Source organism: Mesorhizobium sp. M4B.F.Ca.ET.143.01.1.1 (assembly GCF_004792275.1).
In the GTDB taxonomy this organism is placed as follows: Bacteria; Pseudomonadota; Alphaproteobacteria; order Rhizobiales; family Rhizobiaceae; genus Mesorhizobium; species Mesorhizobium abyssinicae.
In genome coordinates this window covers 212755-239041 of record NZ_SRSR01000004.1, presented here as the reverse complement: position 1 = coordinate 239041, position 26287 = coordinate 212755, and the positions used below count along the sequence as shown (strand labels likewise).

General features: G+C 65.0%; 23 protein-coding genes. 15 read left to right on the top strand and 8 right to left on the bottom strand.

Translation table 11 applies throughout. From position 1 onward, the window contains the following. The first annotated feature begins 92 nt into the window (after positions 1 to 92). On the top strand, positions 93 to 914 hold the full coding sequence (locus tag EN786_RS11820; protein WP_127287258.1) for a UDP-2,3-diacylglucosamine diphosphatase: 822 nt from the start codon (positions 93 to 95) through the stop codon (positions 912 to 914). Between the two features lie 126 nt (positions 915 to 1040). Then, entirely contained in the window at positions 1041 to 2255 is a 1215-nt protein-coding gene (locus tag EN786_RS11815) for an MFS transporter (protein ID WP_135908376.1), read from the top strand. On the opposite strand, the gene dgcA is transcribed toward EN786_RS11815, so the two are convergent. Continuing rightward, positions 2226 to 3209 (bottom strand): N-acetyl-D-Glu racemase DgcA, encoded by a 984-nt coding sequence (gene dgcA, locus EN786_RS11810; protein WP_127309158.1) that lies wholly within the window; start codon positions 3207 to 3209, stop codon positions 2226 to 2228. The two genes, EN786_RS11815 and dgcA, sit on opposite strands and share 30 nt — an antisense overlap. A 76-nt stretch (positions 3210 to 3285) precedes the next feature. Between dgcA and EN786_RS11805 the strand changes: the two genes are divergently transcribed. From EN786_RS11805 to EN786_RS11790, 4 genes are read left to right on the top strand one after another with little or no spacing between them, the layout of a single operon-like run. Next, complete coding sequence (locus tag EN786_RS11805; protein WP_127286685.1) at positions 3286 to 4473, top strand: ABC transporter permease; 1188 nt, start codon at positions 3286 to 3288, stop codon at positions 4471 to 4473. Between the two features lies 1 nt (position 4474). Beyond that, a complete protein-coding gene (locus EN786_RS11800; RefSeq protein ID WP_127286684.1) occupies positions 4475 to 5293 on the top strand; it encodes an ABC transporter ATP-binding protein in 819 nt (272 codons plus the stop codon). A gap of 14 nt (positions 5294 to 5307) precedes the next feature. Beyond that, complete coding sequence (locus EN786_RS11795; protein WP_127286683.1) at positions 5308 to 6681, top strand: MlaD family protein; 1374 nt, start codon at positions 5308 to 5310, stop codon at positions 6679 to 6681. Continuing rightward, complete coding sequence (locus EN786_RS11790) at positions 6659 to 7369, top strand: ABC-type transport auxiliary lipoprotein family protein (protein ID WP_127286682.1); 711 nt, start codon at positions 6659 to 6661, stop codon at positions 7367 to 7369. Before EN786_RS11795 ends, EN786_RS11790 begins: the two co-directional genes overlap by 23 nt. A 372-nt stretch (positions 7370 to 7741) precedes the next feature. On the opposite strand, the gene EN786_RS11780 is transcribed toward EN786_RS11790, so the two are convergent. Further along, entirely contained in the window at positions 7742 to 13795 is a 6054-nt protein-coding gene (locus tag EN786_RS11780) for a kinesin (RefSeq protein WP_135908374.1), read from the bottom strand. 289 nt (positions 13796 to 14084) lie between these two features. On the opposite strand from EN786_RS11780, the gene EN786_RS11775 reads away from it, so the two are divergent. The 3 genes from EN786_RS11775 to EN786_RS11765 all read left to right on the top strand — a co-directional run bounded on the left by EN786_RS11775 (position 14085) and on the right by EN786_RS11765 (position 15987). Further along, the gene (locus EN786_RS11775; RefSeq protein ID WP_127287063.1) at positions 14085 to 14453 is read left to right on the top strand and encodes an Hpt domain-containing protein; all 369 of its coding nucleotides are present in this window, start codon (positions 14085 to 14087) and stop codon (positions 14451 to 14453) included. A gap of 94 nt (positions 14454 to 14547) precedes the next feature. Next, positions 14548 to 14868 carry a 2Fe-2S iron-sulfur cluster-binding protein gene (locus EN786_RS11770; RefSeq protein WP_127287062.1) on the top strand — a complete coding sequence of 107 codons (321 nt, stop codon included), beginning with the start codon at positions 14548 to 14550 and terminating at the stop codon, positions 14866 to 14868. 90 nt (positions 14869 to 14958) lie between these two features. After that, complete coding sequence (locus EN786_RS11765; protein ID WP_127287061.1) at positions 14959 to 15987, top strand: NAD(P)/FAD-dependent oxidoreductase; 1029 nt, start codon at positions 14959 to 14961, stop codon at positions 15985 to 15987. An 8-nt stretch (positions 15988 to 15995) separates the two neighbouring features. On the opposite strand, the gene EN786_RS11760 is transcribed toward EN786_RS11765, so the two are convergent. Together EN786_RS11760 and EN786_RS11755 are read right to left on the bottom strand one after the other, a co-directional pair. Further along, positions 15996 to 17477 (bottom strand): MDR family MFS transporter, encoded by a 1482-nt coding sequence (locus EN786_RS11760; RefSeq protein WP_127309908.1) that lies wholly within the window; start codon positions 17475 to 17477, stop codon positions 15996 to 15998. 233 nt (positions 17478 to 17710) lie between these two features. Then, on the bottom strand, positions 17711 to 18331 hold the full coding sequence (locus tag EN786_RS11755; RefSeq protein WP_127287248.1) for a DUF922 domain-containing protein: 621 nt from the start codon (positions 18329 to 18331) through the stop codon (positions 17711 to 17713). Between the two features lie 85 nt (positions 18332 to 18416). Between EN786_RS11755 and folP the strand changes: the two genes are divergently transcribed. The 3 genes from folP to folK are packed head-to-tail and all read left to right on the top strand — an operon-like array spanning position 18417 to position 20127. Continuing rightward, entirely contained in the window at positions 18417 to 19268 is an 852-nt protein-coding gene (folP, locus tag EN786_RS11750; RefSeq protein WP_127309907.1) for a dihydropteroate synthase, read from the top strand. Between the two features lie 3 nt (positions 19269 to 19271). Beyond that, on the top strand, positions 19272 to 19631 hold the full coding sequence (gene folB / locus EN786_RS11745) for a dihydroneopterin aldolase (RefSeq protein ID WP_127286302.1): 360 nt from the start codon (positions 19272 to 19274) through the stop codon (positions 19629 to 19631). Continuing rightward, positions 19615 to 20127 (top strand): 2-amino-4-hydroxy-6-hydroxymethyldihydropteridine diphosphokinase, encoded by a 513-nt coding sequence (gene folK, locus EN786_RS11740; RefSeq protein WP_127286303.1) that lies wholly within the window; start codon positions 19615 to 19617, stop codon positions 20125 to 20127. The genes folB and folK overlap by 17 nt, the downstream gene beginning before the upstream one ends. Position 20128: 1 nt before the next feature. Here folK and EN786_RS11735 read toward each other — a convergent pair whose 3' ends face one another. From EN786_RS11735 to EN786_RS11725, 3 genes are read right to left on the bottom strand one after another with little or no spacing between them, the layout of a single operon-like run. Continuing rightward, positions 20129 to 20368, bottom strand: coding sequence for a hypothetical protein (locus EN786_RS11735; protein WP_127286304.1), 240 nt, complete (start codon positions 20366 to 20368; stop codon positions 20129 to 20131). Between the two features lie 26 nt (positions 20369 to 20394). After that, complete coding sequence (locus EN786_RS11730) at positions 20395 to 20943, bottom strand: DUF924 family protein (protein WP_127286305.1); 549 nt, start codon at positions 20941 to 20943, stop codon at positions 20395 to 20397. After that, positions 20944 to 22782 carry a monovalent cation:proton antiporter-2 (CPA2) family protein gene (locus EN786_RS11725; protein WP_127286306.1) on the bottom strand — a complete coding sequence of 613 codons (1839 nt, stop codon included), beginning with the start codon at positions 22780 to 22782 and terminating at the stop codon, positions 20944 to 20946. It abuts the gene before it with no gap. Between the two features lie 160 nt (positions 22783 to 22942). Between EN786_RS11725 and EN786_RS11720 the strand changes: the two genes are divergently transcribed. The 3 genes from EN786_RS11720 (at position 22943) to EN786_RS11710 (ending at position 25645) form a co-directional block, all read left to right on the top strand. Further along, on the top strand, positions 22943 to 23932 hold the full coding sequence (locus EN786_RS11720; protein ID WP_127286307.1) for an AraC family transcriptional regulator: 990 nt from the start codon (positions 22943 to 22945) through the stop codon (positions 23930 to 23932). A gap of 60 nt (positions 23933 to 23992) precedes the next feature. Further along, positions 23993 to 25201: an MFS transporter gene (locus tag EN786_RS11715; protein ID WP_127309906.1), complete on the top strand. Its 1209-nt coding sequence runs from the start codon at positions 23993 to 23995 to the stop codon at positions 25199 to 25201. Positions 25202 to 25378: 177 nt separating this feature from the next. Beyond that, entirely contained in the window at positions 25379 to 25645 is a 267-nt protein-coding gene (locus EN786_RS11710; RefSeq protein WP_126054776.1) for a hypothetical protein, read from the top strand. Between the two features lie 70 nt (positions 25646 to 25715). Here the strand turns inward: EN786_RS11710 and EN786_RS11705 are convergent, their stop codons facing one another. Then, positions 25716 to 26267, bottom strand: a complete 552-nt coding sequence (locus tag EN786_RS11705; protein WP_127309905.1) for a hypothetical protein — start codon at positions 26265 to 26267, stop codon at positions 25716 to 25718. Positions 26268 to 26287: the final 20 nt, after the last annotated feature.

The window sequence follows — 26287 nt, the reverse complement described above, 5'->3', positions numbered from 1 at the left end:
CAAGCTAGCGCTTGGGCTGGACCAATCGCAACCGTCATACGGTTGTTGCATGAATCGGGGCATAGGCTCTGCGAAAGCAACGGTGACAAGCGATGTCCGGCCCAGAGCCCCGCACTTTCCGATCGATGTTCATCTCCGACATCCATTTGGGGTCGAAGGCGGCCAAGGCCGACTTCCTGATCGATTTCCTCCGGCATCACGACGCCGATATCATCTATCTGGTCGGCGACATCGTCGATGGCTGGCGGCTCAGGCGCAGCTGGCACTGGCCGCAAAGCCACAACGACGTCGTGCAGAAATTGCTGCGCAAGGCGCGCAAGGGCGCCTCGATCACCTATATCGCCGGCAACCACGACGAGTTCGCCCGCCAGTTCCAGGGCGTGCATTTCGGCGGCATTGTCGTCGCCGACCGCGCCATCCACGAGACCGCCGACGGCCGGCGCCTGCTGGTCATCCATGGCGACCAGTTCGATACGGTGGTGCACAACCAGCGCTGGCTCGCCTATCTCGGCGACTACGCCTATGACGCGGCGATGCAGGTCAACCGGATCATCACGCGGCTGCGTCAATTGCTCGGCCTGCCTTACTGGTCGTTCTCATCCTGGGCCAAGGTCAAGGTCAAGAAGGCGGTCAACTTCATCGGCTCGTTCCAGACCGTGTTGAGCGACGAGGCGCGCCGCTCGCATGTCGATGGCGTCATCTGCGGCCACATCCATCACGCCGCGATCGAGAATTACGGCGATGTGCAATACATCAACACCGGCGACTGGGTGGAAAGCTGCACGGCGGTGGTCGAGCATTTCGACGGGCGCATGGAAATACTGACCTGGGCGCATGTCCTGCCCGAGGCTCCGGCCGGCAAGGACGTGCTCGTTCCCGTCAACATCAAGGGCAGGGCGGTGCAGGCGGCCTGACGCCAGGCCCCTGCGGGCGCAAACGCGCGTTAATCGATTAGTCCAGCCGGTTTCGCCGGGTTCTTCTCCATGTTAGGGATCGCCATACGTTGCGGCCGGTAGAACGCGGCGTAATTGGATCGATTCATGTCCTTGCCGCCGCTCACGCCTGAACAGCTCGTCAAGCCGCGCCATTTCGAGCTGCGCATGAGCCTGATCTTCGCCACGCTCTTCGTGTCACTCGGCACGCATCTGCCCTACTTCCCGCTCTGGCTGCAGGCCAAGGGTTTCCATGCCGAGCAGATCGCCGTCATCCTCGCGGCGCCCATGTTCCTGCGCGTGGTGACGACGCCGCTGCTCACAGCGCTTGCCGACCGGGCGCGGGACCGCGCCAATGTTTATATAGCGCTTGTGGCCGCATCGATGCTGCTCGCCGCCGGCTATTTCCTGCCACCCACCTACGCCATCGTGCTCGTTGTCTCGCTGGCGCTGACCGTCGTCTGGACACCGCATTCGCCGATCGCCGATTCGCTGGCGCTATCGGGCGTGCGCCGCTTCGGCTCCAATTACACCAGCATGCGCAAATGGGGCTCGATCTCCTACCTCTGCGCCAATGTCGTCGGCGGCTTCATCCTGGCGCGCACGGGCGCCGAGGCGGTGCCGGTGATCATCTTCGTCGCGCTGGCCGCGGCCCTGGCCGCCGGCCTGCTTGCGCCAAGGCTTGGCCGTCCGCGCCGCGCCTCGCCGCTTTCGGCGGCCGACATCCAGCATTCGGCGCCGACGCTCCTCAACGCCTATTTCCTCTATTTCACCCTCGGCGTCGGCATCATCACCGCCAGCCATGCCTTTCTCTACGGCTTCGTCTCGATCTACTGGAAGTCGATCGGCATCAGCGACACCGTCGTCGGCCTGCTGTGGGCCTGGGGCGTGGTCGCCGAGGTGTGCATGTTTGTGATGTTCACGCGCATCTTCGGTTCCGTTTCCGTCGCCACGGTGATGCTGATCGCCGCCATCGGCGCGATCGTGCGCTGGATCGCCTTTCCGCTGATCTGGCCGCTCGGCCTCGGCATTGCCGGCTTCTTCGGCGTCCAGACGCTGCACGCCGTATCGGTTGCGATGGTGCTGATCGGCCTGCAGAAAATGATCGGTGAAACCGTCTCGGAGGAGCGCACCGGCGCCGCGCAAGGCATTGCCTACTTCTTCAACGGCTTCTTCATGGCCGTGGTGACGCTGGTGTCGGGCCCGCTCTACGATCGCTTTGGCGTCGACGGTTTTCTGGCGATGATCCCGATCGCGCTCATCGGGCTGGCGCTGATTGCGCTCGCCGCGCGCTCAGCCCCACAGCGTTCGGTCGGGGGGTGACACCAGCGACCCCCGGTACACAAGGCCGGGCGTGCGGTCCCTGGCGAGCAGCAACGGACCGTCGAGATCGACGAAGTCGGCGCCCTGGGCCAAAAGCACGGCCGGCGCCATCGCCAGCGAGGTGCCGACCATGCAGCCGACCATGATGTCGAAGCCGAGTTCGCGGGCGCGGCCGCGCAGCACCAGCGCTTCGGTCAGGCCACCCGTCTTGTCGAGCTTGATGTTGACGGCGTCATAGAGGCCGACCAGCGCGTCGAGGTTCTTCGCCTCGTGCACGCTTTCGTCGGCGCAGATCGGCACCGGATGCGCGATCTCGCGCAGGATTTCGTCGCGGCCGGCGGGTAGCGGCTGCTCGATCAGCGCGATCCCTTGCTCGGCGGCGAAGGCGAGGTTTTCGACGATATTGTGCTCCGTCCAGCCCTCATTGGCATCGAGGATGATGCGGCTGCCGGGCGCCGCCTCGGTGACGGCACGGATGCGGGCTTTGTCGTTGTCGCCGCCGATCTTGACCTTGAGCAGCGGCCGCGCGGCATTGGCGCGAGCCTGCGCCGCCATCGCTTCGGGCTCGCCAAGCGACAGCGTGAAGGCTGTTTCCAGCGCTCTCAAGGGCACAGCGCGGATTGCATGCGCCACCGGCGCGCCGCTCAGCTTCGCTTCCAGGTCCCACAAGGCGCAATCGATGGCGTTGCGCGCGGCGCCGGCGGGCATGGCGTGGATCAGGGCAGCCCGGTCGATTCCGTCGGCGATCCGCCCGCGCATCGCCTCGATCGCTGCCTGCACGCCGTCCGTGGTCTCGCCATAGCGCTTGTAGGGAACGCACTCGCCGCGCCCGCCATGGCCATTTTCACGGATCGTCACCGTGATGACTTCCGCCTCGGTCTTCGATCCGCGTGAGATCGTGAAGGCTCCGGCGATGGGAAAACGCTCGGACTCGACCGAAATGACACGCGCCATATTTTTCTTCTCCGGCTGTGCGACAACGGGTCGCCGGCAAATGACAGCCCGGTTCCGGCAGGCTAAACAGGACGCCATGTTGACCATCCGCAAACGCGACGCAAGCGGCACCGCCGCCAAGGAGCCGAACGGCCAGCCGCGCGTCGCGGTCGGCCAGGAGGGCGGCGTTCTCGGTTGCGCCTTCTCGGGGAACTGGACGACGCGCACCGTGGCGCTGGTCGACGCCGAGATGCGCAAGATCGAAAAGCGCAGCGGCGTCAAATCCTTGGCGCTCGATCTTTCGCATATCGACAAGATGGATACCGCCGGCGCCTGGCTGATCGACCGCCTGGTCAGCGCCTTCGAGAAGAAGGGCATCGAAGTCACCATGCAGGGGCAGAGCGAGATCGCCTCCATCCTGCTTTCCGCCGTCGGCGACGCCGTCCGGCGCGAGCCCGAATCGGGGCCGGCCGGTCCGCCCAACATCATCCTGCGTGCGCTCGAGGCGGTCGGCCGGCGCGTCTATGAGATGCGCGACGATTTCCTGGCCTCGATGAACATCCTCGGCGCCACCATCCGCGGCGCCCAGATGAAGCTCGGCCGCGGCCATGCCGTCAATCCGGCCGCGATCTTCAACCAGATCGACCGCATGGGCGTCGGCGCCATCCCGGTGGTGGTGCTGATGTCGGCCATTGTCGGCGCCATCGTTGCCCAGCAGGGCGCCTATCAGCTCAGCTATTTCGGCGCCGACATCTTCGTCGTCGACCTCGTCGGCGTGCTGATCCTGCGCGAGCTTGGCGTGCTGATGACGGCCATCATGATCGCCGGCCGTTCCGGCAGCGCCATCACCGCCGAGATCGGCTCGATGAAGATGCGCGAGGAGGTCGACGCGCTGAAGGTCATCGGCCTCAATCCGATCGGCGTGCTTGTGTTCCCGCGGCTGGTCGCGCTGGTGATCGCGCTGCCTTGCCTCACCATCGTCGCCAATTTTGCAGCACTTGGCGGCGGCATCGTCGCTGCCTGGCTCTATTCCGACATTCCGCCGGCCGCCTTCCTCGACAGGCTGCGCATCGCCATCGATCTCAGCACCATCTTTGCCGGACTGATCAAGGCGCCGTTCATGGCCATGATCATCGGCATCATAGCGTCGGTCGAAGGCATGAAGGTCGGTGGCAGCGCCGAATCGCTCGGCCAGCACGTGACCGCCTCGGTGGTGAAGTCGATCTTCGTCGTCATCATCCTCGACGGGCTTTTCGCCATGTTCTACGCAGCGATCGAGTTCTGAGATGGCGAACGCGAACGGCAACGGGGTCAAGACTGCGGAGGACGCTGACGAAAGCGAGATCGTGCTTTCGGTGCGCGACGTCACCGTCGCCATTGAGGACAAGCTGATCCTCGACAAGCTGTCGCTCGACATCAAGCGTGGTGAGATCCTTGGTTTCGTCGGCGCTTCCGGCGCCGGCAAGTCCGTGCTGCTGCGAACCATCCTCGGGCTGATGCCCAAGCAATCGGGAACGATCAAGCTGTTCGGCGTCGACGTCGACAAGGCAAGCGATATCGAGCGCCTGCGCGTCGACATGCGACTGGGCGTCCTGTTCCAGCACGGCGCGCTGTTCTCAGCCCTGACGGTGCAGGAGAACGTGCAGGTGCCAATGCGGGAATATCTCGACCTGCCGAGGAAGCTGATGGACGAGCTGGCGCTGCTGAAGATCGAGCTGGTCGGCCTGCCGCCGGACGCGGCGCAGAAATTCCCCTCCGAGCTTTCCGGCGGCATGATCAAGCGCGCGGCGCTGGCGCGAGCGCTGGCGCTCGATCCGGACATCGTCTTTCTCGACGAGCCGACCTCGGGGCTTGATCCGATCAGCGCGGCGGAGTTCGACGAACTCGTCGTCAAGCTGCGCGACACCATGGATCTCACCGTCTACATGGTCACGCACGACCTCGACACGCTGTTCACGGCCTGCGATCACGTTGCGGTGCTCGGCAAGAAGAAAGTGCTGGTCGAAGGTACGATCGACGACATGCTGAAGAGCGAGGAGCCTTGGGTCAAATCCTATTTCCGCGGAAAACGTGCCCGGCAACTTGATCTTGCGGCGCGCGCATAGTCATAAGTGAGGCAATGGAAACAAGAGCCAACTACGTCATTGTCGGCATCTTCACTCTGGCCGCGATTGTTGCGGCCTTCGCCTTTGTCTATTGGACCGCCGCCATCGGCGACAGGGGCGAGACGGCCGTGCTGCTGGTGCGCATTCCAGGTTCGGCTTCGGGCCTCGGCCCCGGCAGCCTGGTGCTGTTCAACGGCGTCAAGGTCGGCGTGGTCAAGCGCGTCTATATCGCGCCCAACGATCCGGCCGCCGCGATCGCCAGCACCGAAATCGGCCGGACGACGCCGCTTACCAAGTCGACGCAGGCCGATATCGGCATTGCCGGCCTCAGTGGCCAGGCCAATATCGAGCTCAAGGGCGCCAACCTGAATGAGGAAAACCTTCTCGACCTGGCCGAGAAGGAAGGCAAGGACGCCGAGATCGTCGCCAATCCATCCGCGGTCACCAACCTCCTGCAGACCGCGCAGACCATCTTTACCCGCGCCGACAAGGTGCTTTCCGATCTCGAAGGGTTCACCCATGACGTGCGCGGGCCGCTGACCGATACGGTCAAGAACGTGCAGACCTTTTCCGACGCGCTGGCCAAGAATTCCGACGGCATCGACAAGTTCCTGTCCAGCGTGAGTGCGTTGTCGGACGAGTTGAAGGGTGTCTCGGGCAAGCTCGACGGCACCCTGAAGGCCGCCGAAGGCCTGCTCAACGCCGTCGACAAGGACCAGATCAAGAGCATCGTCGCCAATGTCGACACGGTCACCGGCAACCTGAAGGAAACCTCCAAGCAGTTCGATACCGTCATCAACAACGTCAACACGGCGGTCGGCTCGATCAACGACTTCGCCCAGAAGACGCAAGGCACGCTGGACAAAGTCAACGGCGTGCTCGACGGCATCGATCCGGCCGAGGTGCGCACGGCGCTGGCCAACATCCAGAAGGCCAGCGACAACGCCAATCAGGCCGCCGCCGACATCGCCAAGGTCACGAACAAGTTCGCCAACCGCGCCGACGATATCGACGACACCATCAAGGACGCCAAACAGCTGGCGCAGCGGCTCAACGACGCCTCGGTGCGCGTCGACGGCATCCTGGCCAAGGTCGACAACTTGCTCGGCTCGGGCGAGGCGAACGGCGTCATGGCGGATGCCCGTGAGACGCTGAAATCGTTCAAGCAGGTCGCCGACACGCTGAATGCGCGGCTCGGAACCATCACCGACAATCTCGCCCGTTTCTCCGGCCAGGGCCTGCAGAATGTCGAGGCGCTGGTCCAGGACAGCAGGCGTTCGATCAACCGCATCGAGGAAGCGGTGACCGATCTCAGCCGCAACCCGGGGCGTATCCTGTCGGGCGGCGAGGGCGAGGTCCGGCAATATGACGGCAGGGTGCGGCGTTGACTTCGGCCTGCGCCCACCGCAAGAACATGAGCCGCAATTGCGGGTTGATCTTACGATCTGGGGACAACGGGGATCGCGTGTGACGTCGGTTTGGGTGAAGTCGGTTGGATTGACATCGGCTGCGGCGCTGCTTGCGCTTTCGCTCGCCGGCTGCGCGGCCCTCGGTGCCAAGCCGGCGCCGCTCGACACGTTCGAGTTGTCGGCGCCGTCGGTGGACGCTCGTGGCCGCAGCCGTCGCCAGATCCTGATCGCCCAGCCCTCCGCGCTCAAGGCGCTGGACAGCCAGAACATCGTCATCAAGCCGGGCGACGGCTCGATCCAGTACCTCAAGGGCGCGCAATGGGCCGACCGGCTGCCGCTCATCGTGCAGGCAAGGCTGGCCGAGACCTTCCAGCGCTCCGGCAGCTTCGCCGGCGTCGGCAAGCCGGGCGAGGGGCTGGCGATCGACTACCAGATCATCGCCGAGGTCCGTTCCTTCGAAGTCCGGGTCAATGGCGGCGAGCACGCCGAGGTCGAACTGTTCGTGCGCATCCTCAACGACCGCAATGGCGAGGTGCTCGCCGCCAAGAGCTTCACCACGAGCGCGCCGGTTTCGGGCGGCGGCAACGCCGCCTACGTCAACGCTCTGGACAACGCCTTCGGCCAGGCGGCGAAGGACATTGTGCTCTGGACGGATTCGCTGATCTGATATCGCCAGCTGGGGCACGTCGCCCGAACCACGGCGATCTCGGCGCCAAGCCAGAACAGGGTACTGAGACAAGCTGGATTAGGAAACCTCGGCGCTGCCCCCTCATTGCCCTGCCGGGCATTTCTGCCCGTACAGTGACGGGGAGAAAGACGCTGCCATCGACGATTTCGCCAATCACAAGCGTTGCAGGAAGCGGGCCGGTGGAACGATTAGCCACCTTCTCCCCGTCACTATACGGGGAGAAGGTGCCGGCAGGCGGATGAGGGGCGGCGCCGACAGACGATATTTATCGCAGCTCAGGTTACGAGCATGCCGTTCAATCAAAAAGGCGGGAGCTTGTCCCGCCTTTTTTGTTACTCGCTAACAAGCCGCTTACTGCAAACGGCCGCTGGCATGGGCCAGCATGGTGTAGACCTTGCCGGTGTCCGAAGTCAGGTAGGTTTGGCCCATGATGTTGTCGCGGTCGTTGCGCGACACATCCTTGAGCAGCTTCTCGAAATCGTCGCAGTAGCGGTCGACGGCGGCGCGGAACTCGGCCTCGGTCTGGTACTTGCGGCGGATCTCGTCGAAGGTCTGCTGGCCTTTCAGCGTGTAGAGGCGCCGCGTGAACACGTCACGCTCGCCGCGCCGGTAGCGGTTCCACAGCTCGATCGAGGCGTCGTGGTCGATGGCGCGGGCGATATCGACCGACAGCGAGTTGAGCGATTCCACGACATGCAGTGGCGAGCGCTGCGCCGGAGCCGGGCGCGGCGCTTCCGCCGGAGCGGCCGGCCGGAGCTCTTCCTCGCGCGATGCGCCGGTCAGGAGATCGCGCACCCAGCCGCCTTGCGCCGTGCGGCCATTGGGATCGCGGCGCGGGGCCGTCTCGGCAGCGCGATCGAGGTCGAGCGTGCCGCGCAAGGTCGTCTCGGCCAACGGCGCCTGAGGTGCCCGGCGCTCGGGTTGCGGCTGTGGCTGCTGTGACTGCTGCGGTGCCGGCGGGCGACGCAGCGGCTCGGCAGGACGGGCCGGCGCCTGCGGTGCGGGGCGCAGACCGCGCGGCTCGCCGGATTCGCTGCTGCCGCTGCGGCCGGATTTCGCAACGATGTCAGACAGCTCCTTGAGCGCGTTGATCTGCTCGGAGACGGCGCGGCGGATGGCCGAGGTCGACTCCTTGGCCTCTTCCGGCATCTCGATGACGCCCTTCTTGAGCTCGGCGCGCGTCAGGTCGAGCTCGCTCTTGATCGAACCGGCCGTGCGCCGCATCTCCTCGGTGGCGTCGGCAAAGCGGCGCGTAGCCGAATCGACGACCTCGGCGATGGCGGTGCGGATCTTCTCCGCCGATTCCATGGTCCGTCCCTCGGCGTTCTGCATCGTCTGGCCAACCAGGTTTTCGAACGAACGCATCACCTTTTCGAGGTCTTCCGACTTCTTGACCAGGCCGACGGCGAGATCTTCCAGCGACGACTGCCGCTCCAGCGTGTGCTCGAGGTTGCTCTGCGCCGAGCTGAGCAGAGCCGAGGCGCTGGAGAGCAGGCGGCTGTGCTCGTCGAACTTGGTGGCGATCGAAGCGACCTCGCGCAGCGTGGCCGACGACAGGTCGGTGAGCCGGGTCGTGTTCGAATCGACCAGTCGCGCCGAGCTGGCGAAGGTCTGCGCGGCCTTTTCCGTCGTTGTCGCGAAGCTCTGCGTGCTGCCGGACAGGCGTTCCTCGACATGACCGAGATTGGCCGCAGCCTGGTCGATCAGCTGACCGAGCTGGGCGCTGGAGGTGCTCATGCGGCCGATGAGATCGGCAACGCTTTCGGCGAGCGTCGAGCGCGCGCCGTCCACCGCCGACAAGGTCTCGGCGGTACGGCTGGCGAGCGCGTTGACCAGCGCGGCGTTTTCGCTGCGCAGCTTCTCGGTCGCCCGCTCGGTGACCTCTTCCATGCTCCGCTGAAGCTCCGAGCCGCCCTGGGCGAAACGCTCGACCAGCGGCTTGGCGGTTTCGTCGAGGATCTTCGACATCTCGGCCGAGCGCGCCGCCAGCATCGTGTTGAGTTCGCGGGTGTTGGCGCCGATGGTCTTGGCCGCGTCGTTGGTGCTCTGACCGATATGCTGGCCGACCGCGGTGAAGGTCTCGGCGATGACGTTGGCGCGCGAAATCAGTTGCGCCTCCGCGCCCGAGACCTGCTCGTTGAGCTTCTGGCCGATCGTTTCCGTGGTGGAGGCGAGGCGGTTCTCGACGCCGGCGATCTGCTCCTCGATCCGGGCCGCTGCTGCCGCTGCATTCGACGCCAGGCGCTCGTCGGCGCCGGCCAGCGCCTGCTCGATCTCGCGGGCGTGGACGGCCAGTTCCTGACCGGTCTGACGCGCGCGGTCGGCGACCCGCTGCTCGGTGCTGGCGAAGGCCCCGACGATGGTCTCGGCATGGCCGCCGATGGTCGTGGTGCTGTCGGCGATGCGCGCGACCAGGCGCTGGTCCGCATCGTCGAAGATGCGGGCGATCTCGGACGCGCGTGACGAAAGCGCTTCCGACCCCTCGGCGATGCGCGAGATCAGATGCTGGTCGGCTGCATCGAAGATGCGGCCGAGGTCCGAGGCGCGGGCCGCGAGCGCTTCGGCCGATTCGCCGATGCGCATGCTCAGCCGTTCGTCGGCGCCTTCGAAATTACGTAGGATGTCGCCGGCGCGCGCCGCCAGCGACTGCGCCGTTTCGACCGCGCGGGCAACCAGCTTCTGGTCCGCAGCGTCGAAGGTACCGGCGATCTCGCTGGCGCGGGCGGACAGCTGGTCGGCGGTGTCCTCGGCGCGTGCGATCAGCGCATTCGACGTGTCCTCGGCGCGCGCATGCAGGCGGCGGTCGGCGTCCTCGAAGGCGCGGGCGATGTCTTCTGCCCTGGCGAGCAGCGCGGCCGAGGTCTGTTCGGCGCGGTCGGCGATCTTGCGGTCGGCGTCGCTGAAGGCAAGGCCAGCCTGCTCGTGCAGGGCGCTGGTGACCTCCATGACCTTCTCGCGCAAGGCGCCGGCGACGAAGACCGCGCTCTTCTCCAGCACGTTGCGGATGTTGTCGACACCGGTCGACAGCGCCCGTTCCATGGTTCCGGCGCGCTCCTCGATGATGCCGGTCTGCCGGTTGAACGCCTGCTCGATCTTCTCGACGTCGGCGGCGATCGTTGCCGAAATGTCGCTGCTCCTGGCGGCCAGTTGGTCGATATGGCCGGACAGGGAGCGGTCGACATCCTTGCGGGTGTCGACGAGCTTCGCCAGGTCGTCTTCAAGCGCGCGGCTCAGCATGTCGCGGCCTTCGGCCAGCTTGCCGACATGGCCGGCGATAATGTCGTCGACCTCGCTGCGGCTGGCGACGAGCTTCTGCAGGTCCGCTTCCAGCGCGCGCCTGAGGATATCGCGGCCCTCGGCGAGTTTCTCGACCTGGCCGGCGACCAGCCCGTCGATGCTGGAGCGGCTTTCGGCCAGCTTGGCGAGGTCGTCCTCGAGTGCCTTCGAAAGCGCCGAGCGATCCTGGGCAAGCCTGTCGCTATGGCCCTGGAGGAGGCTGTTGACGTTCTCCAGGTCGCCTTCCAGCACCCGCGCGAACTCGGCGCGGTTGTCGGTCAGCTTCTGCGACTGGTCGGCAATGGCGTTCCTGATCGTGCTGAGATCGGCATCCAGCGCGCGCTTGAGGATATCGCGGCCTTCCGCAAGCTTCTCGACCTGGCCGGCGACCAGCCCGTCGATGCTGGAGCGGCTCTCCGCCAGCTTGGCGAGATCGTCCTCCAGCGCCTTGGCCAGCGTCGAGCGGTCCTGAACCAGCCTGTTCTGGTGATCGGCCATGATGCCGTTCACATTCTGCAGATCGTCCTGGAGGGCTTGCGACAGCGTCGAGCGATCCTGGACGAGCCGGTTCGTGTGGTCGGAGATCAGGCTGTTCACATTCTGAAGATCGGCTTCCAGCGCCTTCGAAAGCTGGCTGCGCTCTTCCGCCACCCGCTCGGAATGACCGGCGATGGCGCCCTTGATCGTGTTGATATCGGCTTCGAGCGCGCGCTTGAGGATGTCGCGGCCCTCGGCGAGCTTTTCGACCTGGCCGGCGACCAGACCGTCGATGCTGGCGCGGCCCTCCGCCAGCTTGGCGAGGTCGGCCTCGAGCGTCTGCGCCAGCAGGCTGCGGTCGTCGGCGAGCCTGACGGAATGACCCTCGACCAGGTTCCTGATGCCGGACAGGTCGCTCTCCAGCGAACGGCTGAGTTCGCCGCGGTCTTCGGCAAGCTTGGCGGAATGGGTCTCGATCAGGCTCCTGATGCCGATAATATCGGTCTCCAGCGCCTTGGCGAGCACGGAGCGGCCCTCGGCGATCTTCTCGACCTGGCCGGCGACCAGCCCGTCGATGCTGGCGCGGCTGTCGGCCAGCTTGCCGAGATCGGCTTCCAGGGCGCGCGACAGGATGTTGCGGCCCTCGGCGAGCTTCCCGACGTGGCCGGCAACCATTTCGTCAATGATCGTACGGGCTTGCACGAGCTTTCCGGAGTCGTCATTCAGGGCCTGGGCAAGCCGGTTGCGGCCTTCTTCGAGCTGCTCCAGGTGGCTGCCCAGCGACGCGTCGATCGCGGCGCGCGACTCGTTGACCTTGCGCAGGTCGTCTTCCAACGCGCGCGCGATGAGGGTGCGGCCTTCCGCCAGCTTCTGCACCTGGTCGGTCACGGCGGCGTCGATGCCGGCACGGCTTTCGGCGAACGTCGCCAGGTCGGCCTGCATGGCGGCGGCCATGCGATCGCGGCTTTCCGAAAGCTTGCGGCTGTGGTTTTCCACCGCCTCCTCGATGCCGACGCGGGCATCGGCGAGCCGCTGGATGTCGCTGTCGAAGGAGCGCGAGACGACGTGGCGGGCCGCTTCCATGCGGCCGGCGAAGTCGCTGGCGCGGGCCTCGAGCATGGAGGAGGTCGACGAGACGATGTCGGCCATGTCGGCGCCGATCTGCGTCTTGCCCTGGTCGATCATCGCCGAGAGCTGGTCCTTGCTCTCTGCAAAGGTATTGGCGATTTCGCGGGCGCGCTCGACCAGCGTCTCATTGATCTGGCGGGCGCGGGCTTCGAGCGCGGCATTGAGCTTCTGCGTGCCGGTGTCGAGCGCCTCGGCCCGGGTCTGGAATTCGCTGATCAGCGCCTGGCCGCGTTCGGCCAGCGTCCGTTCGATGCCGCTGAGGCTGTTCTCGAACTCGGAGCTCAGCGTGCGCGCGGCGCCGCCCAGCAGCGAAACCATGCCGCTGGTGCGGTCGTCGAGCAGGTCGGTCAGCGAGCGGGTGAGGCCGTCGGTGGTGTCGGTCAGTTTGGCGATGCGGGTGTCGAGCAGGCTGGCGAAGGCCTCGCCCGAGGTCGACAGCCGGTCGGTGATCGAATCGAGCCGGCCCTCGACCGAATCGAAGATCGACATCGAGCTTTCGTTGATGCGGTCGATCAGCGTGTCGCCTGAATTGTTGATCGTCATCGACAGCTTGGTCGACGCATTGAGGATGGAGTCGCGGATGATGTCGCTGGCGGAGCCGATTTCGTCGCGCAGCGTCTCATGCGCGCTGGCGATCGAGGCGCGCACGCGCTCGGCATGGCTGACGACCGCTTCGCGCTCGCTGCCGAGGCCATCGACCAGCGAGCGGATACGGGCCTCGTTCTCCGAATAGGAGCGCTCGATCTGGTTGACTTCGCTGTGGACCAGCGTTTCCAGCTCGACCGCGCGCGCCAGCGTGCGCTCGATGCCTTCGCCCATCGCCGCGACTTCGCGGCGCACGGCCTGGCCGATCATCATGACGCGGTCCTGGGCGAGGTTTTCCGGCTCGGCCAGGCGGAAGGCCACTTCCGTCATCGACTGCGCGGCAATGCGCATTTCCTGCGCGCGGCGCACCATGGCCGCGAAGGCCCAGAACAGGATCACGGGAATGATTGCCGCCACTGCCAGGCCGATCAGCTCGGGGCGGGCGAAAAACTGGTCGAAGGTGCGGATCTTCCAGATGCCCGAACCGAACAGAAGATTGGCCAGGCCGCCGGCGCCGGCGATCCATGCCAGCGAAATGAACGCCACAACCCAGTAGATCGTGCTCGACGCGCGGCGGTTGAGGCCATGCAGCAGGGTGCGGTAGTCCTTCTGGCGGTCGTCATTGGCCGGGGTGAAGCCGGCCGGCTGCGCGCCGTTGCGCGTTTCAACCGGACGCAACTCGGCGGGCTTCGCCGCCGGCTGCGTGTTCTGTATTGGCCTGGCGTTCTGGCTCTGGACAACCACCGGTTCTTCCTTGTGGCCACGCCCTTCGCGCGCCAGTTCGTCAGCCGCGGCCGAAATCTGCGCTTCCAGATCTTCCATCGACGCCGCCATATCGAGGCCGCCGTCGCCATCTACGCTCAAATCAAGGTCGAGTGCCTTTTCGAGCTCCTTGGCCACGTCGCTGTCGAGAGTTCGTGTCGTTGGTTTCTTCGCCATGCCTTCGCTACCCTGTACTAGCTGCCGGGGACTTATGATTTTGAGCCGTGATTCTGGCTCGTCTTATCCCACGCAGGAGGCTGAAAATGGACCCTCGTATCGTAATGACACACAGGGGTAAAGAAAACCTGCATTCTGGGCGATACGTAAAACTTTAAATATAGGGTTAACGGAGACGTGATTTCGCGGCCTCCCTGTCAACATTTTTTCAGGTCAATCATTAACCCGTTTGCTACGGGATTCGCCTAGTTTTCCAGGCAAGTCTGAACACCAGGGAGCTGCAAATTTCATGCGCGGCGAAAGCGGCATTGCCTTTTCCATGCCCGGCGGCGACGTCTCGGGAACGGCCAGGTCACGTCCTGTGGATCTCGCCCATCTTTCGCGCCAGACGATGGGTGATCGCGCCCTCGAGCAGGAGGTGCTGGCGCTGTTCGTGCAGCAGGCGCTCGGCGTGCGCGACAAGATCCTCGAAGCCGACGTCAAGGAGCGTTTGCTGCTGGCGCATGGGCTCAAAGGCTCGGCGCGCGGGGTGGGAGCGTTTGCAATCGCCGATTGTGCCGCGGCCATCGAAGGCCAGCCCGAAGACGCCAAGACCCTGAACCGGCTCGGCGTCCTGATCGAGGAAGTGCGCGAGTTCATCGCCGCCATCGGCCGCTAGTTCCAAAAAAACGTCACGGCGCGGCGCTTTCGCGCCGCAGTTGACTTGTTCGCCGGAGTGATTATCTCGGCTGGAACTCCCCTTCAGGTGACAAATGACCAAGCTGACCTTCATTGCCAATGACGGCACACAGTTCGACATGGATGCCGAAAACGGCTCGACCGTCATGGAGAACGCCATCCGCAACGCCGTGCCCGGAATAGAGGCCGAATGCGGCGGCGCCTGCGCCTGCGCGACCTGCCATGTCTATGTCGACGAGGCCTGGACGGCCGAGGTCGGCGAGCCGGAGGCGATGGAGGAGGACATGCTGGACTTCGCCTACGACGTCCAGCCGAATTCGCGCCTGTCCTGCCAGATCAAGGTGCGCGACGCCCTCGACGGGCTGGTCGTGCGCGTACCCGCCCGCCAGGGCTGAGTTCGCCGCTTCGGCTATTTTTGCCGCCGCCGCTTGGCAGCGGGCCATTGCTCATGCAGTCTCGCGCCGTTTGGCAGCGAGGCGCATTGCATGAGCGACACGATCAGGACGGACGTACTCATCGTCGGGGCAGGGCCGGTCGGCCTGTTCGCCGTGTTCGAGCTTGGCCTCTTCGACATGAAGTGCCATCTGATCGACATCCTCGACCGGCCCGGCGGCCAGTGCGCCGAACTCTATCCGGAAAAGCCGATCTACGACATTCCCGGCTGGCCGTTGATCACCGCCCAGGGCCTGGTCGACAAACTGCTCGAGCAGATCCACCCGTTCAAGCCGGAATTCACCTACAACCGCATGGTCTCCAGCCTGGAGAAGCTGGAGGACGGCAGCTTCCGCGTCACCACCGACGAGAACGAGGTGTTCGAGGCCAAGGTGGTGGTGATCGCCGCCGGCGGCGGCTCGTTCCAGCCCAAGCGGCCGCCCATTCCGGGCATCGAAGCCTATGAAGGCAACAGCGTCTTCTATTCGGTGCGCCGCATGGAAGATTTCCGCGGCCACGACCTCGTCATCGTCGGCGGCGGCGATTCGGCGCTCGACTGGACGCTGAACCTGCAGCCGGTGGCAAAGAGCGTGACGCTGGTCCATCGCCGTCCGGAGTTCCGCGCGGCACCTGACAGCGTCAACAAGATGTATGCCATGCAGGAGATGAAGCAGCTGGACTTCCAGGTCGGCCAGGTGAGCGGCCTGAGCGGCGCCGACGGCCGGCTTTCATCCGCGACCATCAAGGGGCCGGACGGCGACATCGAGGTGCCATGCACCCGCATGCTCCCCTTCTTCGGCCTGACCATGAAGCTCGGTCCGATCGCCGAATGGGGGCTCAACCTGCATGAGAACCTGATCCCGGTCGACACCGAGAAGTTCCAGACCTCGGTTCCCGGCATCTTCGCCGTTGGCGACATCAACTGGTATCCCGGCAAGCTGAAGCTGATCCTGTCGGGTTTCCATGAGGTCGCGTTGATGGCGCAGGCCGCCAAGCGCATCGTCAGCCCCGGCGAGCGCATCGTCTTCCAGTACACCACCTCGTCGACCAGCCTGCAGAAGAAGCTCGGCGTCCACGATTGAGGCGCGTGCTACTCGGCCAGCACCGGAGCAGCGGTCTCGGGATGGCCGCGAAGCGCCTTCTCCGGCATCAGCCCGAGCGCGGCAAGCGCCATCAGCAGGATTGCCGCCGCGACGAGGAAGATCATCGTGAAGGCTTCGGCAGAGGCTGCGGCGCCAGCTGAATGCGCGCCTTCGCCGGCCAATGGCAGGCCATAGCCCAGAGCGACCGCGCCCAGGATCGCCACGCCCAGTGCGCTGCCCAAAGAGCGAAGGAAGGTGAGCACGCCGGTGGCGACGCCGAGATGTGCCTGATCGACGGCATTCTGGACCGAGACGGTGGCCACCGGAAACGTTGTCCCGCTGCCGAGGCCGACACAGGTCGTCAGGATTTCAACGACCAGCAGGGAGGCATGCCCGGCGACGACGCTGAGCGCGCCGAGGCAGGCTATGGCGAAGCTCACGCCGATCATGGCGATCCGCTTGTAGTGGACGAAGCGCGGTATCGTGCGCCCGCTGAACGTGGCGCCGGCGACGGTGCCGAGCATCAGCCCGAGCAGCGCAATGCCCGATTCGCTGGCCGAAAGCCCGACGATCGACTGCAGGTAGACCGGCAGATAGACCGCCAGGCCGATATTGGCGGCCTGCAGCAGGAACAAGGACAAGGTGCCGGCCAGCACGATCGGGTTGCTGAGCACCTCGAGCGAGATCAGCGGCTCGTCGGCGCGCATGAGCCGCAGCGCAAAAGCGCCCCAGATAACCGCCGAACTGGCGAGCAGCCCGAGGATTTCGCGCGACAGCCAGGGATAGGCGCTGCCGCCCCAGTTAAGCGCCAGCAGCAGCAGGGCAGTGGCCGCGATCAGCAGCGCCGCGCCGAGAGCGTCGATGCGATGATGCTTTGCCGCGATCGGCAGCTTCTTCAGCGGCTTGTTGATGATCGCCATGGCCAGCAGGCCGAGCGGCAGGTTGATCCAGAAGATCAGCGACCAGTGCAGATGCTCGGCGAAGGTACCGCCGAGCAGCGGGCCGGTAATGCTGGCAACGGCCCATGTGCCCGCGATCCAGGCCGCATAGCGCGCCCGCTCGCGCGGCGGCACGAGGTCGCCGATCACCGTCTGGGCCAATGCGAACAAGCCGCCGCCGCCGGCGCCCTGGATAGCGCGTCCGACGATAAGCACCAGCATGTTGGGCGCGATTGCGCTGACCAGCGATCCGGCGAGAAAGATCAGGATAGCCGCGTAGAGGGTTGGCCGGCGGCCATAGACATCGGAGATCTTGCCATAGAGCGGCGCCATCGCCGTTGCGGTGAGCAGATAGGCGGTGACGATCCACGGCAGATATTCGGCATGGCCGAGCAGACGCGCCATCGTCGGCATGGCCGGGGCGACGATGGTCTGGTCGAGCGCCGCCAGCAGCATCGACAACAGCACGCCGCCGATGATGGCGTTCTTCTCGCTCTCCGTCAGCGGCGACGTCGCTGCAATTGTCGCCGGCTTGTCGACAGCCTGATCCATGGTCTCGTTCTCTCGTGGGCTTGCGCGCGCCTCTGAGGGAGGCGGCCGGCTCGGCCGGTGCGACGACGCAGCCGCGTCGATTGGTTGTCGTGCCTTTCAGGTTCCGCCTTGGCGAACCTGAGATATGTCGTTCCATATAGGCCGATTTCGACGGGGGCTCGAAAGTTTTTGCCGCCTGGCACTACGCTTCGGCGAATTTGGCTTGCGCCATGGGCGCCCTGGTGCCGGCGAAATCAGGCGGGCGGCAGCTGGCCAGTCTCGATGCGCTCGAGCCGGTAGCGCAGCAGCCGCAGGATGCGGCTTTCGAAGTTGACGCTCTCGACGCGGTCGAACCGCACCTGGTCCTGGTCGTGCCTGGCGAGCTCGGCCGCGGTGATCTGCGCGGCTCTCGCCTTGACTTCGGCACAGGTCTTTTGCGGATAGCTCGCCTTCAGCGCGTCTTCCAGCTGCCTGGCGTGGTTCTTGGCGATCTCGACATGGCGTTCCTCGTGCCGCTTGATGTCGGCCGACAGCGTGTCCCAGAACAGCTTCACGTCGGCATCGGCCTTGCGCGAACTGCGCCATTCCGGAAGAATCACCTTGACCTTGACGGTCACGATGGCGTCGGCGACCCGGCAGGAACCCGAGCTTTCCGCATAGCTGACGCGGGTGGTGAACGCCATCTGCGTCGCGCCCGGGTGCCGCGAGCCGGTGCTCTTCACCTGCGGGCCGTGCTTGGAAAGCTGGGTCTCGATGTCGTCCAGCGTGCGGCCGCCAATGGCGAAGTAGCTGTAGGTCTTGACCAGATTGGCCGCGCCGGCGGGCAGGGCGGTCAGCGCGAGAACCAGGGCGCAGGTAAGCGAACGTTTCATCATGTTGCCTCTTCGGCCACCTTGCTTTACGGCCGCTCTCGGCGCAACGGATTTGATTTCCAGCGGATCACAAGATGGTTGACGGACAATGACGACGAGGCGATGGCAGCTGGCGCATGGACGCCATCTCGACCTTGGCGGCAAGGCAGTCGTCGTCGGCATCCTCAACGTCACGCCGGACAGTTTTTCCGATGGCGGGCTGTTCGCCGCGCGCGATACGGCACTCGGCCAGGCGCGCCGCATGGTGGAGGAGGGCGCAGCCGTCATCGATGTCGGTGGCGAATCGACCAGGCCAGGCGCGTCCGCCGTGACCGGCGAGGAAGAGCAGGCGCGTGTCCTGCCGGTCATCGAGGCGCTCGCCGGTTCCGGCGAGGCGCTGATCTCGGTCGACACCTATCGCGAGGACACCGCGCGCCTGGCCGTCGCCGCCGGCGCGCATATCGTCAACGATGTCTGGGGCCTGCAGCGGGAGCCGGGCATTGCACGCGTCGCCGCCGAAACCGGCGCCGGCCTCGTCATCATGCACACGGGACGTGGCAGGCAGAAGCTGCCTGACGTCATCGACGACCAGCTTTTCTTTCTCCGCAAGTCGCTGGAGATCGCGCGGGCCAGCGGCGTCGCCGATGATCAGATCGTGCTTGACCCCGGCTTCGGCTTCGCCAAGGAAACGGCCGAGGAGAACCTCGACCTGATGGCGCGGTTTGCCGAGCTTCAGGCGCTGGGCCACCCATTGATGGCCGGAACTTCGCGAAAGCGCTTCATCGGCGCCGTGACCGGGCGGGACGCTGCCGAGCGCGGCGCCGGAACGGCAGCCACCAGCGTCATTTTGAGATTGAAAGGCGCGCATCTATTTCGCGTCCACGATGTCGCAATCAACGTGGATGCGCTGGCGCTGGCCGATGCTATGCTGGCGCGTGAAACCGACCCGTCCGGACGCTGAGCCATGTATGTCATCCGCATGAAGAACTGCGCCTTCTTTGCCCGGCACGGCGTGCTGGACGAGGAGGAGACGCTCGGCCAGCGTTTTTATGTCGACGCGGCGCTGACCGTCGAGCCGGGCCGGGCGCTCGTCGAGGATTCGATCGAGGACACCGTCAACTATGGCGTCGCCTTCACGGTGATCGAGAAGATCGTCACCGGGCACCGGCGTTTCCTGATCGAGGCGCTGGCGCTGGAAGTGGCCAAGGCGCTGACGGCGCGGTTTCCGCAGATCAAGCGGGCCGAGATCACCGTGCGCAAGCCCAACGCGCCGGTGCCCGGCGTGCTCGACCATGTCGAGGTGACCGTTGTCTGGCCCGAATAACACGGTCTACCTCAGCCTTGGCGGCAATCTCGGCGATCCCGCCAAGTCGATGGCGGCCGCGCTGCGCCTTCTGGATGGCGACGACAAGACCAGCGTCGTCGCGGTCTCCTCGCTCTACCGCACGCCGCCCTGGGGCAAGCTCGACCAGCCGGATTTCCTCAATGCCGCCGCCACGATCGCGACCGGGCTTGCGCCGCGCGAACTGCTCGATCTTTGCCTCGATGCGGAGCGTCGGCTGAAGCGGGTGCGCGAGGAGCGCTGGGGGCCCCGGCTGATCGACATCGACATATTGGTGTTCGGCGACCGCATCATCCACGAGACGGGCCTGGAAGTGCCGCATCCGCGCATGCTGGAGCGTGCCTTCGTGCTCGCGCCCCTGGCCGAGATCGCGCCGGAGCTTGCCATCGGCGGCAAGAGCGTGTCGGAGCGCCTCGGCGCTGTCGATGCGTCCGGTATCGAGCGCCTGCCCTCGGGCCGCGACTGGTGGCTGCAATAGGCTAACCCGCAGCCGGATCCGTTGGTGGAAGGCGGACCTTTGCCGTCGCAATCATCCACTCAACCACTTCCAGCGGCACATCAGGCTGGGATAGCGTAAGCGTCATCTTCCCATCGACATCCGAGAAGAAAATCTCGCCCACTATGTGCTCATATTGGTCGGCGAGTTCCAGATACATGCCATCGCGTTGGACATCACTTCCAATCGTGGCCTCATAGTTGCGTCCAGCCAGCTCAATCATGTGACCAGTATCCGCGTGCCTGCCAATCAGCCGGAAAATCCGCCGCCGTCGAGGAAGGCCTGTTCCTCCGGCGTCGTCTCGCGGCCGAGCATCCGGTTGCGATGCGGGAAGCGGCCGAAGCGCTGGATGATGTCGCGGTGCTCGACCGCATATTTCAGATCGGCCTGGGCACTGGTGGAGGTGAGTTCCACCGCTCGCGCCTGATCGACGAGCAGTTCCGAATGCTCGAAGGGCAGATAGAGGAAAACGCGAATGTTCTCTTCGAGCGCCAGGTCATGGCCGGCGGCAATGGCCTTGCCGGCGAAGTACCGCGCCAGCGGATCGGTCGCATACATATGGCCGGTGCCGCGAAAGCAGTTGCGCGGAAACTGGTCGAGCAGGACCATCAGCGCCAGCGAACCTTCGGCGTGTTCGCACCAGTCGTCGCATTCGCGCCGCGCGGCGGCGAAGTGCAGGTCGAGAAACCGGTTGCGGAAATCCGCGTCGAAGGCATCGTTCTTCTCGAACCAGGCGTCCTCGCCGGCCTCACGCCAGAATGCGGTGACGGTGAGCGCCCGTTTGTCCAGTTCAGCCATCTATTCCTCCGCAGGCTCGGATTTGCTTAGCACGCCGGCGGTCTCCTCGTTGAGCGCCTGGCCGGTGCGGCGCGGCGGCGTCAGCGGCGTTGGGATCGGCGTGCCGATATTGCCCTTCAGGAAGCGCTGGCCGGCGCGCACGCCTTCGGCCAGTTGCATCTCGAAGCGCGCGGTGTCGCGACGGCGGACATCCTCGATCACCTCGGCGACGTCTTCCGGGTCGACGCCCAGCGCTTCGAGCGCCGAGCCGCCGAAGACCAATGCAGATTCGAAGGTCTCGCGCAGCTGGTAGTCGACGCCGGCACGTATGAGCTGCAAGGCAGTGCCGCGGTCGAAGGCGCGCGCCAGGATCGTCACCAGCGGGAATTCGGCCTTGATCAACTGCGCGATGCGCACCGCGGCTTCCGGTTTGTCGACGCAGATCAGAACTGCGCGCGCCCGCCCGGCGCCGGCTGCGTGCAGGATATCCAGCCGCGTGCCGTCGCCGTAATAGACCTTGAAGCCGAAATCGGCCGCCGCCTGGATCATCTCGACCTCGTTGTCGATGATCGACACATCGATGCCGCGCAGCAGCAGCGGCTGGGAGGCGATCTGGCCGAAGCGGCCGAAGCCGATAATGAGCACGCTGCCGGAAAGGCCTTCGGCGACGTCGACGCCGTCGAGCGATTGCTCGTCGCGCGGCGTCACATAGCGCAGCGCGATGATGGCGAGCGGCGTCAGCACCATGGAGATGATGACGATCGCCGTCAGCGTCGCGTTGGCCTGGCCGTCGATGATGCCGACCGCCGCCGCCGCCGAATAGAGCACGAAAGCGAATTCGCCGCCTTGCGCCATGAACACGGCGCGTTCCAACGCCTCGCGATGACCGGTCTTCAGCATGCGGGCGACGACGTAGATGCCGAGCGCCTTCATCACCATGTAGGCGACGACATAGATGGCGACCAGCCGCCAGTTCGCGGCCACGACGTGCAGGTCGAGCGACATGCCGACGGCGAGGAAGAACAGGCCGAGCAGGATGCCGCGGAACGGTTCGATGTCGGCCTCGAGCTGATGGCGGAAGGTCGATTCGGAAAGCAGCACGCCGGCGAGGAACGCGCCCATCGCCATCGACAGGCCCGAAAGCTGCATGGCGAGCGCCGATCCCAGCACCACCAGCAACGCCGCTGCCGTCATCACCTCGCGGGCGCGGGCCTCGGCCAGGATGCGGAAGAACGGATTGAGCAGATAACGCCCCGCCACCACCAGGCCAACGATCGCGGCAAGGCCGATGCCGACCTCGGTCAGTCGCTGCGACAGGCTGGTCTCGGCGCCGCCCGGCGCCAGGAAGGCTATCAGCGCCAGCAACGGCACGATCGCCAGGTCCTCCAGCAGCAGGATCGAGACGATTCGCTGGCCCTTGGGCGTGGCGATCTCGCCGCGCTCCTCCAGCAATTGCATGACGATCGCCGTCGAGGTCAGGACGAAGCCGGCGCCGGCGACGAAGGACTGCGCGATCGGAAAGCCGCCGGCGAGCCCGACGCTGGTGAGCAGCGCCGCGCAGACGCCGACCTGCAGCGCGCCGAGGCCGAAGATTTCGCGGCGCAGGCCCCAGAGTCGCGACGGCTGCATCTCCAGCCCGATGATAAACAGGAACATGACGACGCCGAGTTCGGCGACGTGGAGGATGGCTTCCGATTCGGAGAAGATTCCGAGGCCAAACGGGCCGATGACGACGCCGGCGGCGAGATAGCCGAGGATGGAGCCGAGCCCCATGCGCTTGAAGATCGGGACCGCGACCACGCCGGCCGCGAGCAGCGCCACCACCTGGATAAGATCGCTGCCCGATGCTTCTACCGCCATGCCTCTTGTCCCTGTGTTCAGCAGCACTCCTTGCATGCAGTTGGAGCCAGAGGCAAGGGTGGGAAACCTACCAGGACGGGCAGGTGCCGTTGACGCGATTCCTCTGGTGGAACAATGGTCTCCGCTTGCCTGTCGGACGATCGGCATCTATATCTGGTAAATGCTTGACCATTCGTCCCGCCCGTCTTCGCCGACGCATATTCCGATGGATGCGCTCAGCGAAGTTCTGCAGGACTTTCGCTTGAGTGGCGTCAACTACGGCCGTTGCGAGCTCCGGCATCCGTGGAGCATAGACTTTCCGAAACAACAGCTGCTGCGGTTTCATTTTGTCGGCCAGGGTCCATGCTGGATTCACACCGAAGCGCAGGGCTGGCAGGAGTTGCGCAATGGCGATCTGGTCCTGCTGCCGCAAGGCATCGCCCACCGGCTGGCGAGCGCGCCGGACGTTGAAGGCGGCTCGCTCGAAGGTTGCCAGGTAATCAAGCTGGGCGGCAATGTCTGCGAAGTGGTTCGGCAGGGAACGGGCGCGACGAGCACTCTTTTCTGCGGCTCCATGGCCTTGGGCTCCTGTGCGCTCAACCCATTGATTACGTTGATGCCGCCTGTCATCAAGGGTTGCGACGTGGCTGGGAATGACCCTGTCGTCGGTCCTCTGCTGGCGGCCATGACGGTGGAGGCCGCGCAACCGCAGATGGGCAGCGCCACGATCCTGTCGCGTATGGCGGACTTGCTAACGGCCCGGCTCATCCGCTGCTGGGTCAATTGCAACGGCGCGTCGACCACCGGTTGGCTCGCAGCCATCCGCGACCCGCATATCGGCCGCGCTCTGGCAGCCATGCACCGCGACCCCGGCCATAACTGGACGCTGGGAAGCTTGGCGAGCGTGGCAGGCCAATCGCGCTCGATTTTCGCCGAGCGCTTCAGCGCTGTCCTGGGGGAAGGCGCCGCACACTATCTCGCCCGCATGCGTATGCAGCTTGCCCGCGAATTGCTGGGCCAGAACGGCTTGTCGGTTGCCGAAGTCGCTACCCGTTTGGGCTACGATTCCGAGGCATCCTTCGCTCGCGCGTTCAAACGCATCACCAATGTTTCGCCGGGCGTTGTGCGTCGCACAAATCCCGGACGAATAGATATGAATTTCGGATTCTAAGGTACATATCATCCGGGCGGACTTGCCTATCTAAGATCTCCAATTTTTGGAGATTCTTCCGTGACTGACACAACATTACAGCTTGAAGACGCAGCGATCGGCCTTGATGCCGATGCGCCAACCGCGTGGGGCGCAGCCACCTGGTTCGCGGTCATTTCACTGGCGGCCACCAGCTTTGCCCTGGTGTCCGCCGAATTCCTGCCGGCCGGTCTATTGACGCCGATGGCGCGCGATCTCGGCATCAGCGAGGGAACGGCCGGACAGGTCGTCACCGCCACCGCTTCGGTCGGCGCCGTGACGGCCATGCTGAGCAATGTTCTCATCGGCCGATTGAACCGCAAGACGGTGCTGATTGGCCTCATGGCCCTGGCGGTCGCTTCCAATATTCTTGCGGCGCTGGCGCCCAATTTCTGGCTGCTGTTGCTTGGCAGAGCCGGGCTCGGCATCGCGCTCAGCGCGTTCTGGGCGCTTTCGGTTGCCGTCGTGGCGAGGCTGGTTGGCGCCAACGCGACAGGTCGAGGCATGGCCATCGTCACTCTTGGCGTCTCGCTCGCCACCATTGCCGCACCCTCGATGGGAGCGCTGATCAGCGACTGGCTGGGATGGCGCAGCGCCATGGCGATGACAGCGGGGCTGGCGCTGGTTGCCATGCTGCTGCAGTTTCTCAGCCTGCCGACCTTGCCTGCAAGTGCAAGCAATAGCCTTGCCGACGTATTTCGGCTGACACGGCGGCGTGGCATTCAACTCGGCATGCTTGCCATTGTCTTGCTCATGACCGGGCATTTCGCCGGCTCAGTCTATGTGCGCCCCTTCCTCGAACACGTGACGCTGCTTGCGACCGGGCCGATAGCGCTCGCGCTGCTTGGATTTGGCATCGCCGCAGTGGTCGGAAACATTGCCGGCGGCCGCTTGGCCGATGCCAATATCCGCACGGCGCTCGTGATCACCGCTGCGTTGATGGCGTTTGCGGCGCTAGCATTGGTGCTTTGGGGTGTGCACATCGGCGCTGCCTTCGGCTTCGTTACGCTTTGGGGCTTGGCGTTCGGCATGGGGCCGGTGGTGCTGCCGACTAATCTGTCGCGTGCGGCACCTGACGCGCTGGAAGCGGCGGGCAGCCTGATGGTCGTCTCTTTCCAGGTCGCCATCACCATTGGCGCGGTTGTCGGTGGCTATGTCGTGGACAATTACGGCGCTACGGCGCCCCTGACGCTTACTGCCATCCTTGCCGCATCGACGGCTCTGCTGGCGCTGCTACAGCCTCGCAGCTGAACCCTGCGTCGACCATCGCGGCGGCCAGGCTCCGGGCCGCCGCGATGTTGCAGCCGCGTTACACAAGTTTACGTGATGCACGCGTTGCGTGTTGCCACAATCGACGGCTAAGGGACGCTCGGCTTCGGCCATTGGGAGGGAGCGACCACCGCTCCCTTTTTTGAGGAGATGACTGACATGAAGAAGTTTTTGCTCGTCGCCGTGGGTGTTGCGGCGCTTGCCGGTTCGGCCTGTTCGAAGGCGCCTGAGTGCACCGCCGAGATGGCGACCAAGAAGGCGCAGGACATGACTGCCGCGCTGCAGGAAGCGATCACCAAGGATCCGTCCAAGGCAGCCGACCTGTCGGCCAAGGTCCAGGCTGTGACGGACAAGTACAAGGACGCGTCGACTTTGGCCGAGGCCTGCAAGGCCTATGACGAAGTGACGGCCGCCATCAAGGGCTGAGCGTCCAAATCGAAAACGAGCGAGGCGGTGGCTTGAGGCCGCCGCCTTTTTTTGTTGCAGGTTGTGGATCTCAGTTCGGCGCGATCGAGCCGACTTCGACGGTGTCTACCCGCTTCAGGCTCATGCCGATCACCGGCACCAGCTGTTTGTTCACGCGCACGGCGACCGTCACCGTCATCGAATTGTCGTCGGGGATGCGCGCCTGCATGACGCCGTTCAATTGGTTGCGGTTGATGGTGAAGACGACCTTCTGGGCGTCGACGACATTGCCGCCGATGATGTCGAGCCCGTTTCCGGACGATCCACCCATGAAGTTGCCCTTGTAGTCGCGACCCTTGCGTTCGACGGTGGCGGACATCTTCTGCGTGAACACGCCGACGCGGCAATCGCCGTCGAGCGTCATGCCGGTCTTGCCGTCGGGCGTCGTACCATTGAAATTGCAGGTGAATTTCGTGCCCTTGTACTTGCCGGCAACGATTTCGCCCGGGCCGACCCACTTGCCCTCGACCGACCGGAAGAACTGCTTGTCGGGTTCGGCTCCAAGCGCTTTTCCGGCAAGGGCCAAAGGTGCCACAACCGCGACCGCAAGAGGCAGGACGCTGTACAGATTTACTCTTTTCATAGACGACACCCGGCAGCAAG